12 protein-coding genes are annotated in these 17,353 nt (G+C 43.3%); 7 read left to right on the forward strand and 5 right to left on the reverse strand.

Features of this window, described 5'->3' with window-relative positions:
* Positions 1-2: 2 nt before the first annotated feature.
* On the forward strand, positions 3-1,190 hold the full coding sequence (locus Q0K96_RS01530) for a hypothetical protein (RefSeq protein WP_297332245.1): 1,188 nt from the start codon (positions 3-5) through the stop codon (positions 1,188-1,190).
* Between the two features lies 1 nt (position 1,191).
* Here the strand turns inward: Q0K96_RS01530 and Q0K96_RS01535 are convergent, their stop codons facing one another.
* Complete coding sequence (locus Q0K96_RS01535; protein ID WP_297332246.1) at positions 1,192-1,413, reverse strand: helix-turn-helix domain-containing protein; 222 nt, start codon at positions 1,411-1,413, stop codon at positions 1,192-1,194.
* 607 nt (positions 1,414-2,020) lie between these two features.
* Here Q0K96_RS01535 and Q0K96_RS01540 point away from each other — a divergent pair.
* The 4 genes from Q0K96_RS01540 (at position 2,021) to Q0K96_RS01555 (ending at position 9,080) form a co-directional block, all read left to right on the forward strand.
* Positions 2,021-3,514 (forward strand): TonB-dependent receptor plug domain-containing protein, encoded by a 1,494-nt coding sequence (locus Q0K96_RS01540; protein WP_297332247.1) that lies wholly within the window; start codon positions 2,021-2,023, stop codon positions 3,512-3,514.
* Positions 3,462-5,048, forward strand: coding sequence for a TonB-dependent receptor (locus Q0K96_RS01545; protein WP_297332248.1), 1,587 nt, complete (start codon positions 3,462-3,464; stop codon positions 5,046-5,048). Before Q0K96_RS01540 ends, Q0K96_RS01545 begins: the two co-directional genes overlap by 53 nt.
* An 11-nt stretch (positions 5,049-5,059) precedes the next feature.
* On the forward strand, positions 5,060-6,466 hold the full coding sequence (locus Q0K96_RS01550; RefSeq protein ID WP_297332249.1) for a RagB/SusD family nutrient uptake outer membrane protein: 1,407 nt from the start codon (positions 5,060-5,062) through the stop codon (positions 6,464-6,466).
* A 61-nt stretch (positions 6,467-6,527) separates the two neighbouring features.
* Positions 6,528-9,080: a prolyl oligopeptidase family serine peptidase gene (locus Q0K96_RS01555; protein ID WP_297332250.1), complete on the forward strand. Its 2,553-nt coding sequence runs from the start codon at positions 6,528-6,530 to the stop codon at positions 9,078-9,080.
* 40 nt (positions 9,081-9,120) lie between these two features.
* Here Q0K96_RS01555 and Q0K96_RS01560 read toward each other — a convergent pair whose 3' ends face one another.
* The 4 genes from Q0K96_RS01560 to Q0K96_RS01575 all read right to left on the reverse strand — a co-directional run bounded on the left by Q0K96_RS01560 (position 9,121) and on the right by Q0K96_RS01575 (position 15,523).
* Positions 9,121-9,402, reverse strand: coding sequence for a DUF6520 family protein (locus Q0K96_RS01560; protein ID WP_297332251.1), 282 nt, complete (start codon positions 9,400-9,402; stop codon positions 9,121-9,123).
* A 74-nt stretch (positions 9,403-9,476) separates the two neighbouring features.
* A complete protein-coding gene (locus tag Q0K96_RS01565; RefSeq protein ID WP_297332252.1) occupies positions 9,477-10,985 on the reverse strand; it encodes a MauE/DoxX family redox-associated membrane protein in 1,509 nt (502 codons plus the stop codon).
* Between the two features lie 141 nt (positions 10,986-11,126).
* Positions 11,127-11,393 carry a hypothetical protein gene (locus Q0K96_RS01570; RefSeq protein ID WP_363317222.1) on the reverse strand — a complete coding sequence of 89 codons (267 nt, stop codon included), beginning with the start codon at positions 11,391-11,393 and terminating at the stop codon, positions 11,127-11,129.
* Between the two features lie 422 nt (positions 11,394-11,815).
* Positions 11,816-15,523: an ATP-dependent RecD-like DNA helicase gene (locus Q0K96_RS01575; RefSeq protein ID WP_297332254.1), complete on the reverse strand. Its 3,708-nt coding sequence runs from the start codon at positions 15,521-15,523 to the stop codon at positions 11,816-11,818.
* A gap of 184 nt (positions 15,524-15,707) precedes the next feature.
* Here Q0K96_RS01575 and Q0K96_RS01580 point away from each other — a divergent pair, with 184 nt between their 5' ends.
* Entirely contained in the window at positions 15,708-16,094 is a 387-nt protein-coding gene (locus Q0K96_RS01580; protein WP_297332255.1) for a plasmid mobilization relaxosome protein MobC, read from the forward strand.
* Positions 16,082-17,347, forward strand: coding sequence for a relaxase/mobilization nuclease domain-containing protein (locus tag Q0K96_RS01585; protein WP_297332256.1), 1,266 nt, complete (start codon positions 16,082-16,084; stop codon positions 17,345-17,347). The genes Q0K96_RS01580 and Q0K96_RS01585 overlap by 13 nt, the downstream gene beginning before the upstream one ends.
* Positions 17,348-17,353 lie beyond the last annotated feature (6 nt).

Consider the following 17,353-nt stretch of genomic DNA (forward strand, 5'->3'; position numbering starts at 1 on the left):
CTATGTTATTTTACTTACAATTTAAAAATCACGATATTGAAAAATTACAAGATCTGATTAAATTTTTTTTTGATAAAGTCCAGTCATCTAATCCTACATCCTTTAGTAGTAAGATATTATTTCCGCAATGGTATAGTGATCCGCCGGTACATAGGATGACAGTATTGGAAAAGCTGCTTAAAGAATTTCTAACTTTTGACGATGCCACTAAAAATAGAATTATAGATGCTTTCAACCGAAGTTTAGATATAAAAAGACTATTCGATGATACTACACTGAGTATTGATACAGCTAAAGATTTTAATAACATCGTTTGGAAAACTATAAATGATAAAAAAGGTAATACAAAACAACTCTCAATTGCCGATTTCTTATCTGAACTTTTCAATCATCTATATAGTAGTCAACTTGGAAAAAAGGACAGTTCATTTTGCAAAAAAATTAAATCGGATTTAGGTGAATTCTACAGGTTATTTGTCCAGGAAAATTCAATAAATTATGTGGAATACATGGTTTGCCCGTATTGTGGTCTTGAAAAAATGCGGGATGAAATGAGCATTCGGAAACCTGATCACGATCACCTTTTGCCAAAGGGGAACGACTTGTTTGTATTTGCTGCAATAAATTCTAAAAATCTTTTTCCTTCAGGTACCGACTGTAATCTAGTAAAAGATACTAAACAATTACTTTACTCTGATGATTTCAAGACTAGATGTACAGCATTCTATCCCTATAACTCGCAGCCACATCCATTTGAAGAGATGGTCTTTTCGTTAAATTGCTTAGAATTACCAAATATAAATAATAGCTATAAGGGAAATTGGTCGGTCGAAATAGAACCCAAAAATGCAGCAGACACAATTATCAGAGATAAAATTGAGTCTTGGGATAGAGTATTTAATATTAAGGCCAGGTATAAGAGGATAATTAGTATAGGAAATAAAGCATTGATAGACAAAGAACTTCAGCTAACTAGACTTACCAATACTGAAGAATTAAAAAAGAAGTTGGAATCCCAAATAGAGCGATTGCCTATTAACTATTTTATGCTAAGCACCGAATTAGAAGTCATTACAAGAAGAATCTTTTTCCAATGGGCAATAGAGGAAATAAGTTATTTGCAGGAGCTAATTGATTTAAACATCAAAAACAATTTTGCTACTCAAGTAGATCTCAGCTTTGTGGCTTAGATTAAATTCCTAATGATTTAAAAAACTCAAAAAGTTTGATTTCTCTTGCTTCACAAATCTTCATTAGTGTTATCAGACTTATTTGATAATCTTTATCATTTTTAATCCTTCTTACCGTCTTTTCATCTATATTGTGCTCAGTTGCAAAATAATTTTGCGATTCAGCTTTATCCACCCATTCCCGGGCAATATATTCAACAATTAAACGATTTTTATCCTTCATATTAACAAAGGAACCTGTTAAAAATTAAATTTATTCGGACTGAAATCCGAATTATTAAATATTTTGCTATATTTGCTATAGATAATATATTTGCGATACTTCAAATAATATGAAGCATTCGCTTTGAACCCCGGACGGAAAACTGGTAATTTTTAGCAACGGGATGATAAGTGTAAATGCTCACGCCATATATGGCGTGGGCTCACTTATTGTTGCAGGGTATACCAGTACCTCCGTTCGATAAGTTGAGTTTAAACCCACGCCTCCTTTTTAAGGATGGCCTCTTCTACTCTACTTATTTCTTAGCAATGTTTTTGTGTCGCGTGGTAGTAATACTTCATGATGGACGCGTATAAGAAAAATCATTTTTCTATCCTTTCAGGTTCATATTCTTTGGACCCTGCGCACCATGCCGCAATACCCGGAGCAGACTTCGGCCGTATTGGTAAAATAATAGCTAAACCATTATTAACCAGTAAATACGTGTGCCCATGAGAAACTGACCAAACTAGCCAAACACAAATAAAAAACCTTCTGCTGCTACTTGGCGGTGCGGGCAGAAGGCTCGAGAAAACAAAACTTTCGTTTCATTTAACAATTCAAAATTATGAAAATAATTTCATTGGATAAGGGCTGCTTTGCCTTTATTTTAGGGCTTTTGCTGTGGTGCAGCCACATGCATGCCAACTATATTGACCGTAGTGTAATTATATCCTTTTGGCAGTCAACTATCACCGGGACTGTAACCGACAGTGGAGGTCCGCTGCCCGGAGTGAACATTTATCTAAAAGATGGCACCTCCGCTACCGTATCGGACGAAAAAGGGAACTTCAGCATTACTGCTTCAATCGGCGATACACTCGTATTCTCCTTTATGGGTATGAAAAACGTAGAGCAGGTTATTACCTCACAGTCCATCGATGTCGTGATGCAGGAAGATGCCGCACAACTGGCAGAGGTAGTGATCAATGCAGGATATTACAGCGTAAAGGACAAGGAGCGAACCGGAAGCATTTCGCGTATTACCGCAAAGGACATTGAAAAGCAGCCCGTCGCAAATCCCCTTGCAACGCTCCAGGGCCGCATGCCGGGTGTGGATGTTGTGCAGAATACCGGCGTGCCGGGCGGAGGATTTAGCATAAAGATCCGGGGAAGGAACAGCCTCCGTACAGGCGGTAATGACCCACTGTACATTGTGGACGGAATGCCGTTCACTGCGGACAATGTAAGCTCAGAATCGGCTTATCAGGGCATCCTGCCATTTGGCGGCTCAAGCCCGCTGAACGGGCTAAGCCCCAACGATATCGAAAGCATAGAGATACTCAAGGATGCAGATGCCACAGCCATTTATGGCTCTCGCGGAGCCAATGGAGTGGTACTGATAACTACTAAAAAAGGGCGTGCTGAAAAAACGACTTTTTCAGTCAATGCCTATACGGGTGTTTCAAGCGTCTCCCGGTTTATGAAGCTCATGAATACAACGCAGTATCTGGATATGCGCAGGCAGGCGTTCATCAACGACGGTTTCACGGAAATCCCTGAATGGGCTTACGATGTCAATGGCACATGGGATCAAAATCGCAATACTGATTGGCAGGAAGAGCTTATTGGCGGGACAGCGGTCACACAAAACATCGAGGCAGGTATTTCAGGGGGCAGTGAGTCGACACGTTACCTGGTGCGCGGGACTACTTACAAAGAGGGAACCGTTTTTCCCGGAGACTTCAGTTTTCGGAAATCCGCATTGCACCTAAACGTTAATCATCGTTCAGCAGATCAGCGTTTCGGCCTTAACCTGTCTGCCAATTATGTAGCCTCCAAAAGCGACCTGCCGGGCACCGACCTTACCTATAAAGCCAGTATCCTTTCTCCCAACGCACCGGAATTGTATAACGCTGAAGGCGGTTTGAACTGGGAAAACTCCACTTGGGAAAATCCTCTGGCGGCATTAAATCAGGATTACCTCGCAAGCAATAACAGCCTGACGGCGGGTGCAAGTCTAAGCTATAGGCTTATCGATGGCCTGGAAGCTAAGGCGCTGATGGGATATGCGGACAATCGGTTGGAAGAGAAACGCCTTTCGCCAAATACTTATATATGACCCTGCATGGGGATATACAACTGCGGTTTCCAATGCCTTCAGGAGCCTGGTCAGCCAGCGCTCTTGGAACTTCGAGCCACAGCTGGAATTCACCAGGCGCTTAGGGCCCGGTGACTTGCAGGTCCTTGGCGGTCTGACTTTTCAGGAACGTACCGCACATGCGCTGCAATTAAGCGGGACAGGATTCGCGAACAATAATTTGATCGATAACCTGTCCGCCGCAACAACTGTTTATATATTGGCCGACAGCGAAGTGCTCTACCGCTATAATGCGATATTCGGGAGGCTAAACTACAATATTGATGGGAAATACATCCTTAACCTGACAGGTCGCAGGGACGGTTCCAGCAGGTTCGGCCCAGGGAAAAGATTTGCAAATTTTGGCGCTGTAGGGGGAGCCTGGATCTTTAGCAAAGAGAAAATATTTGCAGATATGCAAACGGCGCTGAGTTTTGGAAAGCTTCGGGGAAGTTACGGTACTACCGGAAGTGATCAGATAGGCGACTATCAGTATCTCAGCACTTATCAGGCTACAGGAGTACCTTATCAGGGGGTTGTTGGGCTTCAGCCGGTACGCCTGTTTAATCCCGATTTCAGCTGGGAGACAAATAAGAAACTTGAATTTGCAGTAGAACTCGGCTTCCTGAAAGACCGCCTGTATTTGACCGCTGCCCATTACAGGAACCGCTCTTCCAGTCAGTTGGTCGGTATTCCATTACCGACGATGACAGGATTTCCTTCCATCCAGGCTAACCTTGATGCCACGGTCCAGAATACAGGATGGGAATTTGATTTTAGAACTATAATTCTTGATACCGGGAAATGGAACTGGACGGCATCGGCAAATGTTACTTTCGCCCGCAACAAGCTTTTGCGATATGATGGGCTGGAAAGCTCGACCTACGCAGAGCAGTATATAATTGGCCAGCCGCTGGATATTGTAAAAGTGTACCATAACACAGGGGTCGACCAGCAAACGGGTCTATACACGTTCCAGGACTATAATGGAGATGGGCAGATCACCTGGCCCGAAGACAGCCAGAAAATCGTAAGCCTGACACCGGACTATTATGGAGGTTTACAAAACAGCCTGTCTTATAAGAACTGGAGCCTTGATTTTCTTTTGCAGTTCGTAAAACAGCAGGGGTATAATCATTTTAATACTGGTGCGATTCCGGGGCTTCCTGATAACCAGCCGGCAGCGGTAGTTTCCGCTTGGCAATCTGGGTCACCTTCGGATATCCAGCTTTACACGGCAGGGTACAATAATGAGGCGCTTGACGCATTTTACAACTTCATTGGAAGTGATGGTGTCATATCCGATGCCTCTTTCCTGCGCCTTAAAAATCTATCGATCTCCTATACCCTGCCAAAAGAATGGTTACCCTCCACCTCTTGCAGGTTATATTTTCAGGGACAAAACCTGCTGACACTGACAAAGTTTAAAGGTGCGGATCCTGAGAACCAGACCCGCGGAAGCCTTCCTCCCCTGAGGACGCTGAGTTTTGGCGTTCAAATCGATTTCCAACCTTAATTTAAACAATAATGAAAAGATATAATCTATTGGGGCTTGTAACACAAATACGCTACACTCTTTACGGAGCGGCTGTTATCGTTGCTTGTACCGCATGTGAAAATTTCGTGGACATTCCGGGGCCCGCTGCAGAATTACCTGCGAATGTCGTTTATGAGGATGTGGCAACAGCCGATGCTGCCCTTGCGCATATCTACTCCTCGCTGCAAAGTAAGGCCTTAGTCACTGGCAGTGGTTCGGGAATGGGCATACTGATGGGCGCTTACAGCGATGAGCTTATCAGCTATAGTAATTACGGCCTGCCGGAAGAGAAGTTCTTTACAAATAACCTTCAGGCAAACGATGCGACTGTCGCCTCCATTTGGGCCGATTCATACAACCTGGTCTATGCTTCGAATGCGATACTGGAAGGTACTCAGGCATCGCAAACACTACAGCAGGATGATAAGGACCGCTTGCAGGGCGAAGCGCTCTTCCTAAGGTCTTATATCTACAGTTATCTGGTGCAGCTCTTTGGTGATATCCCCTATGTGACCACTACCGATTATACCGTAAATATGTCTCTTGCCAAACTACCGGTTGCCGTAATCTATAGCCGGCTAATTGATGATTTGGCAGCAGCAGAAGGATTGCTGGGCGAAAGTTATACCGGTAACGGGCGCGTTCGCCCTAATAAGTACACAGCTGCAGCGCTTCTGGCAAGGGTGTGCTTAAACGCTGGTGAATATGAGCTTGCATCGGAAAAAGCCTCCCAGGTCATTAACAATACCGCGCTCTTCAGTCTTAGTGCCGACCTCAACGAGGTATTTCTGATTGATAGCCCAGGCACGATCTGGCAACTGATGCCGGCGGCTGCCAATCTTAATACGCTGGAAGGCCAGAATTATATATTCAGTAGCGGGCCTCCGAGCACGCGCGCGCTGAGCCAGTCTCTCATTGATTCTTTTGAGCCCGGCGATCTGAGGCTGGTGCATTGGGTAGGGTCTGTAACAGAAGGTGGGGAACAATGGTATTATCCCTTTAAGTATAAGCAGAGCGAGCCGACAGAGGCTTCCCTGGAATATTCGGTACAGCTCAGGCTGGAAGAAATGTATCTGGTACGCGCTGAAGCACGTATACGGACCGGTGACCTTATAGGGGCGAAAGAAGATCTCAATGCCATACGCGAACGTGCGGGACTCGACCCTACTGATGCAGACGGCACGACAAGTCTGCTGGATGCCATCTTGCAGGAGCGACGGGTAGAGCTTTTCAGTGAGCTGGGACACAGGTTTTTTGACCTTAAGCGCCTGGGCGCCGCCAATGCAGTATTGTCGATGCAGAAACCGGGCTGGAATGAATTTGATATAAGTCTCCCCTTGCCGGAAAGGGAGCTACGGCTTAATCCAAATCTTTTGCCTCAAAACACAGGTTATTAATAGCTGGCCCCGGGCTATTTGAGTTAGTATGGTCCGGGGCTTTACCAAAAGAAAATGATACATGAGACTTATATTTATTTTTTTATGCTTTTTTATGCTTTTTATGGAAGCCCATGCGCAAAAGCGTGTGATTGTGGAAGAAGATTATCGGCAATGGGAAACTTTGTCTTTAGCAGGAGTATCTCATGATGGACAGTGGGTGGCCTACAGGAAGGGCAAAGTTGCCGGGGATACGCTATTTATCTGTAATACCAAAACAGCATCCCTTAAGGCATATCCGGAAGCGTATAGGGCAGTCTTCTCGGGCAATGACCGATATGTGTCAATTATTAGTAGTACTAATGTACTATTATTGGAATTAGGCACAGGCAGGGAGATGACTATTGAAAAGGTAAATTTCTTAGGATTTTCAAATAGCAGTGGCACTGCAGTGCTGCATGATCAGGCAAAGAGCTCGCTTATTATCGTTAATACGAATACACTGTCCGTAAAAGACATTAAAAATGTAACGGCTGCCGCCCTAAGCCCAAAAAGAGATTTTGCAGCTCTTGTCAAAAAAGAAAAAGACCATCAGAGCGTCGTGATACAGAATCTGGATAATTTTTCGGTCACCACCATAGTTGCTGAAGGAGCCAGATATAGCCAGCTGAAGTGGAATACTCCGGGAAGGGCAATAGCATTTTACGCTATAGGAAATGATAGTAAAAATCAATACGAAATTATAGCTGTTACACGACATGGAAAAAACTGGAAGACCAGGAACTTAAAGGACGTCGGGCCTGAGAATGGGCAGATGCTCATAAGGCCTTCACAATTAGCCATAAGCGATGATGGCAACACTGTATTTCATTATATGCAAAGGGAAGCGGGGGATAATGCAATTCCGGTGCTGCAAAATAAACCGTCGGTGCTTAATAGCCCTTCGGAAAAACTGCGGAAGACGGGTGCCTCCAACAGCACTTCGAACACCTTTTGGTTCGCCTGGGATCTTTCAAAAGGAAAAAATACCGCTGTTGAAACGGAAGATTATCCTAATGCAGTACTTACCGGCGATAAAAGCCATGCGCTTGTTTTTAAGGAAGACAACTATCTTCCCCAACATAAGTATATTGATGAGTACATAGATATTAAATTGCTTTGTATCAGGACTGGGGAAATAAAAACATTCCTGGATAAGCAGGTGTACCACCCCGAACAAACATTGGTCTCCCCTGCCGGTGGCTATATTGCTTATTTTAGGGATCGTCAATGGTATGTTTATGACATTAAAAAGGATAAGCACAAATGTATTAGCAATGGTATTCCTTACCCCGTTTATAAAACCGAATACGACCTGCCCGGCTCCTTACCGCCATACGGTTGCGGCGGGTGGTCAGAAGATGATAGCGAATTTTACATTTATGACTGTTACGATATATGGACGGTTAATCCGGTCACGGGTAAAACCTTCAGGATGACAACCGGCAGGGAGGCGGGCATCCAGAACCGTATATATGATGATGGGCTTATATCCAGCAGTTCCGGAAGGATATTCGGGTTTGCTGCAAAGATTGTGGATACTCCCCTTCTGATAAAAACCATTAATACACAAAACCTTGATGAGGGATTAGAAATTTGGGATAATCCAAATGGCCTGCGAAAGCTCATTAATACGGACAGGCATCTTTTTAGCATCAAGGGATTTGATGATGCCTCCGGTTGGCTTTTTTTTGAATCTGATTTTGATCAGCCGCCGGTTCTTAAGGTGTTGTACAGAAATGGTAAGACAGCTGTTCTCGCAACATCTAACCCACAACAGGAAAATTTCTTATGGGGCAAATCGGAACTCATTCATTATAAAGCTAACGGAAAGGAATTAAAAGGCGCGCTGTTTTTTCCTGCTGATTACGATCCGGACAGAAAATACCCGATGGTGGTGAATATTTATGAGCGGTTAAGCCACACGCTGAATTTATACATACCGCCTGATAGGGGTTCCGACAATGGCATAAACATTACGCATCTCACAGCTAAGGGATATTTTGTGCTCTGCCCTGATATCTACTATACTTTAAATGAGGTAGGCCGGTCGTCTTTGGAATGCGTGACGGCCAGCGTTGAAGCTGCAACACAAAAATATAATATCGATTCGGCTAACATAGCATTGAACGGTCATTCTTTTGGCGGCTACCAGGCATCATACATAATGGGAAAAACCGATATATTCAGCACCGCAATTATCGGGGCAGCCATAACTGACCTGCGAAGCTTTTATCTGTCTTTTAATGGGTCAGGATACCCTAATATGGATTTGTTTTATAGCTACCAGTTCAGGTTTTCCGAAGCTTTTGATTCCGAAGGCCTCCTGGAAAATTCTCCCCTTGAGCATATCAGGAATGTCAAAGCACCACTCTTGCTTTGGACTTCCGATACTGACCCTGTTGTTGACTATAGCCAAACCATCATGTTTTATAATGCATTATGGAAACTTGGCAAGCCATGTTCTTTGTTAGTGTATCCCGGAGAGGAACACTCACTCATGGAGCGCACAAATCAGGTAGACCTTAGCCAACGGATGTTAGAGTGGCTTGATTACAAGCTAAAAGGAAGTCCTAAACCTAAATGGGCTAATTGAGTTAATAAATAGGAAAGGTGCCTTTCGGCACCTTTCAACTTTAATTTAAAGGCATTCGTAATGTCTTATCGCAGATGTTCACTGCAGGATTACTTTTGCCTTTCGCTACATGTGAAGTACCTTCGTACGTCGCGGTACACAACGGGCCTGACGGCCTGAAATCGCATTGTACCGGCACCTCACATGGCTCGCCCGGAAGGTTTATCCATCCGGTCTCAGGAACCATTGCAGTGGCTTCTGCTCTTTCAAAGGCAAAAGCGCCCATAACTGCTGCCATTACCGCAAAAGCCGGCATGACCCTTTTTGCAAAAATTGTTTTCATAAAATAAAAATTTAAAAGTTGGATCTACTCTGTTACAGGTTTTCGATCATCCCCTGATGCGGCCGTATTTCATTCTAATCCAGCAATTGGAATCTTTCCTTGTCAAGTTTATAAAAGACTATATGGTGTTCTGTAAGGCCTACAAGAATATTTTGATATACCCTGAATGAGCGTATCTTTTCGTCCTTGTAATTATATAGGTAAAAGCTAAATTCGTAGGTCTGGTGCTTAAGGTCATACACGTCAATTATAGAGGCATCATCAAGCATATTTCCTTTTTCATAACGCCCCAATCTTTCGGATTTGACAAAGAGGTAACCGGCCGAACTGCAGCTATAATTGTTTATGATTAATGGCGGAGAGGCAATTGTCCTTACCCTGCCGCTATTTTCCCTTGCAATTGGGATTACTGCCTGTGATATGGTATCTATCGTTTTACCCTTCACGGCATTTTTTAGCGTAAGATCGCAGCTCGAAAATTCATTGCGATAATAATATAAATACAATATCCTGTCTGATGCGGGATTGTAATGCAGCATTCCGTCAGTATCAAAAATTTCTCCTGACTGCCCCCTTAATAGCCCTTTGGCTATTTTTACAGAGCCTGTTTCTGCATCCAATACACCGACTGTGTGCTGATTGAGGGAATCAGCAATCACACTGAAAGCAAATTTTGTATCCCGGCAAGGCTCAAGTTGCTGAAAGGGATGTGTACCCTCCCAATACAGGTATGCCTGCCAGTCATCAAGGCTGCCTTTGAATATGGCTGGTTTGCCTGCATCTACCAGATAAAAATTTGATCCGTCAATCCTTACTTTTGGAGCGGTCAGGCGAAGCCTTGACGCATTCGGTAACTCTATTTTTGCAACGGAAAGCTGATCAGTATTTGTGTTGACCTCCAGGACATGGGACGGTGCCGTGGTATTCCCCAAATAAATTTTACCATCACGTTCTCCGGCTATATAATAGGAATTATATTCTATCTCAAATCCCTTCCATAAACTTGTCGGGTCATGGGGATATCGTCTTATGAACGCATTATTACGATGGGTCTCTTGTTCCGAAAAATAATATAGCGAAATTACTGTCATTGTAGCTGCTATCCCTATTATTGCCATAACAGAAAAAACTTTCCTCGGGTTATTGAGATATGCTGGCAACTGCACTTTAGGATATAAGAAGACTGCACCGATTGCCAGTAACAGGAATGCAAGATTAAAAACCAAATGCTCCCACCAACCCAGTTTTGAAAGTATGCCGCCACAGGAGCAGGGAATAAAAGAACTCCAGTTCAGTATTATGATTATATATACAGTGAAGCTGCACATAAGGGCAAAAGCTATCAGCAATCCGTAAAACCTGAAGCTGTAGTGAAGCAAGCAGGCTGAGGCAACTATTTCAGTACCGATTACAGCGATTGGGACTATTTCTGCAAATGCACTTAAAAGTGGTGATTTTGCTATTTCAATTATGAAATGTTCGTAATCCAGAAGTTTACTTACCGCAGCATATACAAAAAGCAGGATGTAAAGCCAACAGACCGTATCCACTATTAACCCCTTTACTTTTGGTGATGGTTTCATTTGCTTCCATATAGTATATCCATTGGCTAAATTAATCTTGCTTGCGCCTTTCGCTGGTGCAAAAAAGTGCCTGAAAATTTCAAGAAACAATCCATTCCATAAATAAAAAAGGAAGTTACTTCGAACTTCCTTTTATCATTGTCATTTCTTATTAGGATTGCTGAGCTGCAATAATTTTTCACTCAGCTCTACAAGGCCTGCCCGCTGTAGGCAATCGGTCCCCAATCCTTTCAATTCCGTTAGGGTTTCCTCAGACGCACTTGCAAATAGGAACAACTCCCCCTCGCCTTTTTTTGAAACCCCATGCTCTATAACCTGGTGCAGTAAAAGCACCGTTTTTCGCGAAATACGCAGGTCAATCTTAACGGCTTCATTCATCCCCGGGCTGCTCAAGATCGTATCGAACACCTGGGCCACTTCATTTGTTGTCAGCATACTTTTCAGATTAAAATTAGACATTCGTTTAGGTAAAAATACTACGTCTTTCCTAAATAAGCTTAATCATAATTTACCCTGAAAATCCCATCATCAAATGAATTTTTTACATAGTGGAACACCTTTGTACGAAACAGAAAGATCGAAGCGCAAAACCTTCGCGCTGCTCCAGGATTTGCCCTGGTATCGGTGAAAACGGATACCTCCGTAACACTGCGCCATCCACTTTCACAAGCTTATATCAACATTGAAAACTGCTGAAAATTCGGGTTGCTTCCAAAGATTGCCCTCCTTTGGTGCAATCGGCAAGATGAACGGTTGTATCACAACCGGATCTTGCCGCCCTTTCCTCGGGACTCGGGGGGCGGTTGCTCCCTGCATAATTTGCAGGATATTTAAAGCAATTCAGCTATACTATCAATTATCTTTTCTATTTCTATGGAGTCGATTCCTTCCGTAGGGCTTTCCGTCGTCGTAAACAATGTTTGATTTATAACTAAACCATTTTGCTGATAGAAAAGCCTCTTTTTTTCCCAATCTTGTTTATAGGTGGGTATGGACATCATTCCCAAGTGCTCGAGTATTATAATATCTCCCGCCGCGTCCATAAATGTAAAATCAGGTATCCTTTTTTGACCGTCAGCACTTTCATATTCCCTTTCATACTCGAAATCAAGGCCCTTTTCAATGAGCATATTTGCAATAATCACCTCTGATTTGCTGCGTACAATCAGGCCTTCTTTCTTCGTCTTGTGAATAAGTCCTGATGCATATGGCACACTATTTCTCTCGTCTCGTACCGATGCCTGAAATAGGTTACTGTTGCGTTTTGAGGTTACGGAATATTGTGGTTTTGACAAGTTTAGTATCCAATGCGGAGAATCACCTTCGACCAGCAATATTAACTTCTTCTTGGCCCTTGTTAATGCAGTATATATCAACTCCCTTGATATTAATTTTCCCGTCTTTGGCAGGATAAGAAAGACATAATCAAAATCACTTCCCTGGCTCTTATGGATTGTTATGGCGTAAGCTAATTCAAGATTTGCTTTATCGGTGTCATTATTGCCTTGGCCTTTATAACCATAGGTATCGTTGTTGTCAATCCCGGAAAAAACAACATTGGCATAACCTTTATTCAGACCTTTTACCACACCCAATTGACCGTTTGAAATCTGTTGTTCCATACCTGAAGGATAACCATCTATCTTTTCGTTTGCAGTCTGTATGACCTTATCGAATAGACCTATTTTGTAATCCCCGATATTGACGGTCAATCTTTTACCGGATTTGAATTGCTGCTGGAATTTACGGTTAAGGTTGAACGCTCCCCAAAAGGGTGCCTTTACGGGAGTCAGTAACTGAAAAGCCTCCACTTTTTTGGTATCGATTCCGTCTGGAGAGATGCCTATAAAAGTATTTAAGGAATGGTAATCACTATCGTCACTGAGATTCAGGACCTGCACAACTGAAGTATTTAGCAGTCTATATAAGTCCTGCTCATCTTTCCAGCAGTGGAGCTGTAGGTCGTTGAGTCTGGTATTATCACCCAAACGTGAGAAAATATCATCAGCATTTTTGGTGGGCTTAATGCCGGAATACCATGAGGCAAGGGTAAGTGTGTCTGAATCATTGCCGGAAACCGTCCTGACAACCTCTTGCAATCTCGCCAATGCATTGCTTGCCTCATAATCCATATCAACTGCCTTAAGGGATTCCAAATAAGAACATATATCTGCAAAGGGACGGCCTGCTCCTATAGGAGGCAGTTGGAACGGATCACCTACTAAAATTATACGTTTTACATGTGCGGGGTCTAACGCTTGTAAAACAGCATATAGATCGTCCACAGTGAGCATGGAACATTCATCAATCACAATGTTTTGCTCGGCCTTATATTTATCCTGACCCGTAAACTTAGGCTTAAGCCGAACCCAGTCAAAGCGCTTCTGCTTAGATAAAAATTGCGCAATGGTTAATGCCTGGCTTCCCTTTCCTGCCATTTTTTCTAATTTAACCCTTGCCTTGCCTGTCGGGGCGAGTAAAAGTACACCTTCACTTTTTAAGCTTTGGCTGCCAAACAAAGCGCCCATGACTGTTGTTTTCCCTGTACCGGCAGGACCATGAAGGATGGATAATTTCCTCCCTGTAATTTTTTGCAGCGCCGCCACCTGGTCCTTAAGCGCTGCTATATGCCGGTCATTATTTTGGTCAAACAGAATATCGTTAGCATGGATCGTTTTCTTTACCAGACTCTCCCAATCTTCATTCAAATCAGGCAACACTTTTTTAGCCCGGGCCAGTAACGTTTTTCGTAAATAGGCCTCTGCTTCAAAATAATGCTTGAGTTGGAAAGCATCAAGAGTATCAGAAACTATATAAGGCAGGCGCTCTTTGAAAAACTCAAGATTAGCATGCAGGTAATTTTGCGGAAGGGTAATAACCCTTTGCATGTTAAGCGTATTCACCATGGCTGTAATCTCCGTAAGGGATTGGATAGTATCACCATTAATAGCCGCATCTTTAAGAAGGCTCGTGACGATAGCCCTTATTCTTCTCTGATCGATGGAAGATTCCACAAGTTGCGGGCTTACGGGTGAATAGTCCCCTTGTATCGCCCTGTCTTCAAATAAACCATTATCAAGGGTTTCAACTGCGATGGGATAATGATCATTATCTCCTAAATCCTCTTCCGCTATAATATATGGATTCAGTAAAATTTCAGCATCAGAAAACATGTGCCCGCATTTTTTTCGTTGCAGGGGATCAAACCAGTTTTTAATCTGCCTGTCACTAAGTTCAAACCGTGATAATAGATATAATAATTCTTTCCGTTCATTTGATTCGGCAAGCCACACATCGCGAAACTGAGGCAAGTCGCCGCGATACGAAGTATTACCTGTTGTCAAGTGTCCAAAAATAATATCCTCCCAGACATCCCAGGGATTATCTTTTGTCCCTAAATGATTGCCTTTGCGCAGGTCATCCTCAAGAGAATGCCCATATTGGAACCCTAAAGCTATCAGGGCATTGCCAAAAGACGGGAATGGGCCCATACTCTCCTTAACTTTACCAATCTGCTTATCGATCCATAGCAGGTTATTGTCCCAGTATCCCGACACTATGCCATGATCCTTAATTCGGCTAACAATAGAGCGTAGTTTTCCCAGTAGAGACAGCATTATACTGTCGTCGATCCATGAACTTCCATAAGTGAATTTTGATATGGCCTCTTGGCTACCTGCTGTCTCCTGTAAGGTTAGTTTTATTTCATTTATTAAATCGGTCTTGGTCTTTACACCATCTATAGTATTGAGTTTAAAATCCTCTGGTAGCTGAAGGTACTCATGGTAGGGCAAAAGAACTCCCTCACTTTGTGCGTCATCAGGCCTGATTCCGTGGGTTATCAATCTATCCCATAACGGATAGGTATACTCCTTTTTGGAATCGTATTTTAAAATACATGATTTCTTTTTAACTGTCCCTATTCCGGCAATGAGCCTTTTGGAATCCTCATCTATGGGGTTGGCTCCCTTAAGATAGAAAATAGCAAGCGACGTTTCTTCTTTTATGGGATCGAAAAAAGTGTTGAGCAGTCCCTCCTGGGTCGTATTGCTATATACCCAAGCTGAGTCAAAGGGAGGATTAGCATCTTTTTGTATGCCAGGGTAGTTTGATAATATGTCTTTTTGGTTGGATCGGAGCATCCACCAGAAAGGAACTGCAAATGTTGTAAACGGAGGAATTGTTATCTCTGTTGGTTTTAATGCCAGATGAGGTATGTTCTTCCTGTTCGGCTGGTTATAAGGATGATTGAACAGCCGGCGATACGCATTCTTGTTCATAAATGCGCCACCTTCACTCTGACAGGGAGGAAGCCTGTCGTTTTGGAGACTATCCCAGCTTATTCCGGAATGCTCCTCTTCAAACGTTTCGTTCTTATTATCATTTATCCTGGGCAGGTGGATACAATACGTATTTTTTCCAGGATGGCTGCAAATACTGCCATTCCATTTATTATCATGCCATGCGATTCTTATTGCTATATGCTTACTCATAATTTCTAAACTATTAAGCTCTAAAAATAGCGAACTTTTTAACATTCGCGGCTATAATATGTAAGGCTTTCCTGTTATTTATAAAAAACTCTACAGATAGTAAATGATTTTTTTATGCTCTTAATTGTTCAAAACTACTCAGGTCATGTGCATAATTTACCCATGATTGTTTCTTTATCTGATGTTGCATAATTTCGGGTATTACTGTGAGATGACAAAGGATAATGGAATGGGAACAGATCAAAATAACAGGACAAAATGGATACATTTAAGACTCTCCCCATCGGAATATCGAGCCATACAAAGCAGGTACCAAAAGACCACATGCCGTAATTTCAGCCAGTATGCCCGTGCCGCTTTGTTGGATCGGCCAATAGTCACTACCTATCGAAATGTTTCACAGGACGATCTGTTGCAGGAGATGGTAGTATTCAACCGGGAACTGAATGCCATAGGGAATAATGTCAATCAATCGGTCAAAAGGCTGCATACGCTTCAGGAACATGAAACCTCCTCATGGGCGGTACAATATTCCGTTACCTCTGCCAGGCTCGAGGAAAAAATACTGGAAGCCAAAACACTGTTGAATGTGATTGCCGAGCGATGGTTGCGGTAATAAAGGTAAGCAGTTCCATACACCGGATACTGAACTATAATGAGAATAAGGTAAGCGAGAAAAAAGCAGTGTGCCTGACAGGTGAAAACTTTCCGGGGGAAGCGTCGAAGCTGTCCTTTAATGCGAAGCTGAATTACTTTCTCAGGCGTATGGAACTTAACACTAATGCCCGTCGCAACAGCATCCACATCTCGCTGAATTTCGATCCTTCTGAGAAAAACCTTCAATCAGAAAAGCTTACCGCGATTGCGGCGGAGTACATGAAAGATATCGGTTTTGGTAACCAGCCGTATCTGGTCTACCGGCACTTTGACGCGGGGCATCCGCACCTGCACCTGGTCAGCACGAATATCCAGCCAAATGGCAGCAGGATTGACCTGCATCATTTGGGAATCCGCAAATCAGAGCCGGCGCGAAAAAGGATTGAGGAAGTTTTCGAACTGGTTAAGGCGCAGGATAAAAACAGGCCCCGCCTCAACGTGGAAAAAGCAGGCACTAAGGCGGTAACATACGGCAAATCAGATACCCGTTCAGCCATACAGAATGTTCTGGAGGCTGTATTGGACCGGTATAAATATACCAGCCTTCATGAGTTGAATGCCGTACTGGGACTTTACAATATCAGGGCGGAATGCGGCGCAAAAGGCTCGCGGATGGAGAAGCACAAAGGGCTATACTACCGTATTCTCGATGGGCAGGGCAAGCCGGTGGGCATACCGGTTAAGGCAAGCTTATTTTACAGCAGCCCGACACTGGCCAGGCTTGAAGCCAAATTCGCGCGCAACAGGATTAACGGGAGCACGAATATGGCAAGGATCAGAAACCTTATTGACTTTCAGGCCGCTGCAAAGCCAAAGCCGGACTTAAAAGGTTTAGAAGGACAACTAGCGAAAGAAGGTATTGCAATAGTACACCGTCAGAATAGCGAAGGTTTCCTTTACGGCTTAACTTATGTAGACCACAAGCCAGGTGCAGTGTTTAACGGCAGCGCACTCGGTAAACCCTACAGCGCAAAGGTGATGCAGGAGCGGTTTACGGTAACACCACAGGCGGTGGATAAAAACAGGACTGCTACCGGGAAGCAACTGGAACATATAGCTGCCAGCCTTTCGGAAAGCAATCCTCTGGAAGCTGGAATATTAAAGGAAATTGCAGGGTTGCTCGGTTCGCTGACAAGCGTTGAGCATACCGCTGACTATGTATCCAAGCACTACAAAAGAAAGAAGAAAAGAAGAAAGAGAGGAACTTCATAATACAGG

It is taken from the genome of Flavobacterium sp., from assembly GCF_024305175.1.
In the GTDB taxonomy this organism is placed as follows: domain Bacteria; phylum Bacteroidota; class Bacteroidia; order Flavobacteriales; family Flavobacteriaceae; genus Flavobacterium.

Excerpts from the sequence above, each read along its gene's own strand:
- Q0K96_RS01530 (WP_297332245.1), top strand. The coding sequence starts at position 3 with ATGTTATTTTACTTACAATTTAAAAATCACGATATTGAAAAATTACAA.
- Q0K96_RS01535 (WP_297332246.1), bottom strand. The coding sequence starts at position 1,413 with ATGAAGGATAAAAATCGTTTAATTGTTGAATATATTGCCCGGGAATGG.
- Q0K96_RS01540 (WP_297332247.1), top strand. The coding sequence starts at position 2,021 with ATGAAAATAATTTCATTGGATAAGGGCTGCTTTGCCTTTATTTTAGGG.
- Q0K96_RS01545 (WP_297332248.1), top strand. The coding sequence starts at position 3,462 with ATGCGGACAATCGGTTGGAAGAGAAACGCCTTTCGCCAAATACTTATA.
- Q0K96_RS01550 (WP_297332249.1), top strand. The coding sequence starts at position 5,060 with ATGAAAAGATATAATCTATTGGGGCTTGTAACACAAATACGCTACACT.
- Q0K96_RS01555 (WP_297332250.1), top strand. The coding sequence starts at position 6,528 with ATGAGACTTATATTTATTTTTTTATGCTTTTTTATGCTTTTTATGGAA.
- Q0K96_RS01560 (WP_297332251.1), bottom strand. The coding sequence starts at position 9,402 with ATGAAAACAATTTTTGCAAAAAGGGTCATGCCGGCTTTTGCGGTAATG.
- Q0K96_RS01565 (WP_297332252.1), bottom strand. The coding sequence starts at position 10,985 with ATGAAACCATCACCAAAAGTAAAGGGGTTAATAGTGGATACGGTCTGT.
- Q0K96_RS01575 (WP_297332254.1), bottom strand. The coding sequence starts at position 15,523 with ATGTTAAAAAGTTCGCTATTTTTAGAGCTTAATAGTTTAGAAATTATG.
- Q0K96_RS01580 (WP_297332255.1), top strand. The coding sequence starts at position 15,708 with ATGGGAACAGATCAAAATAACAGGACAAAATGGATACATTTAAGACTC.
- Q0K96_RS01585 (WP_297332256.1), top strand. The coding sequence starts at position 16,082 with ATGGTTGCGGTAATAAAGGTAAGCAGTTCCATACACCGGATACTGAAC.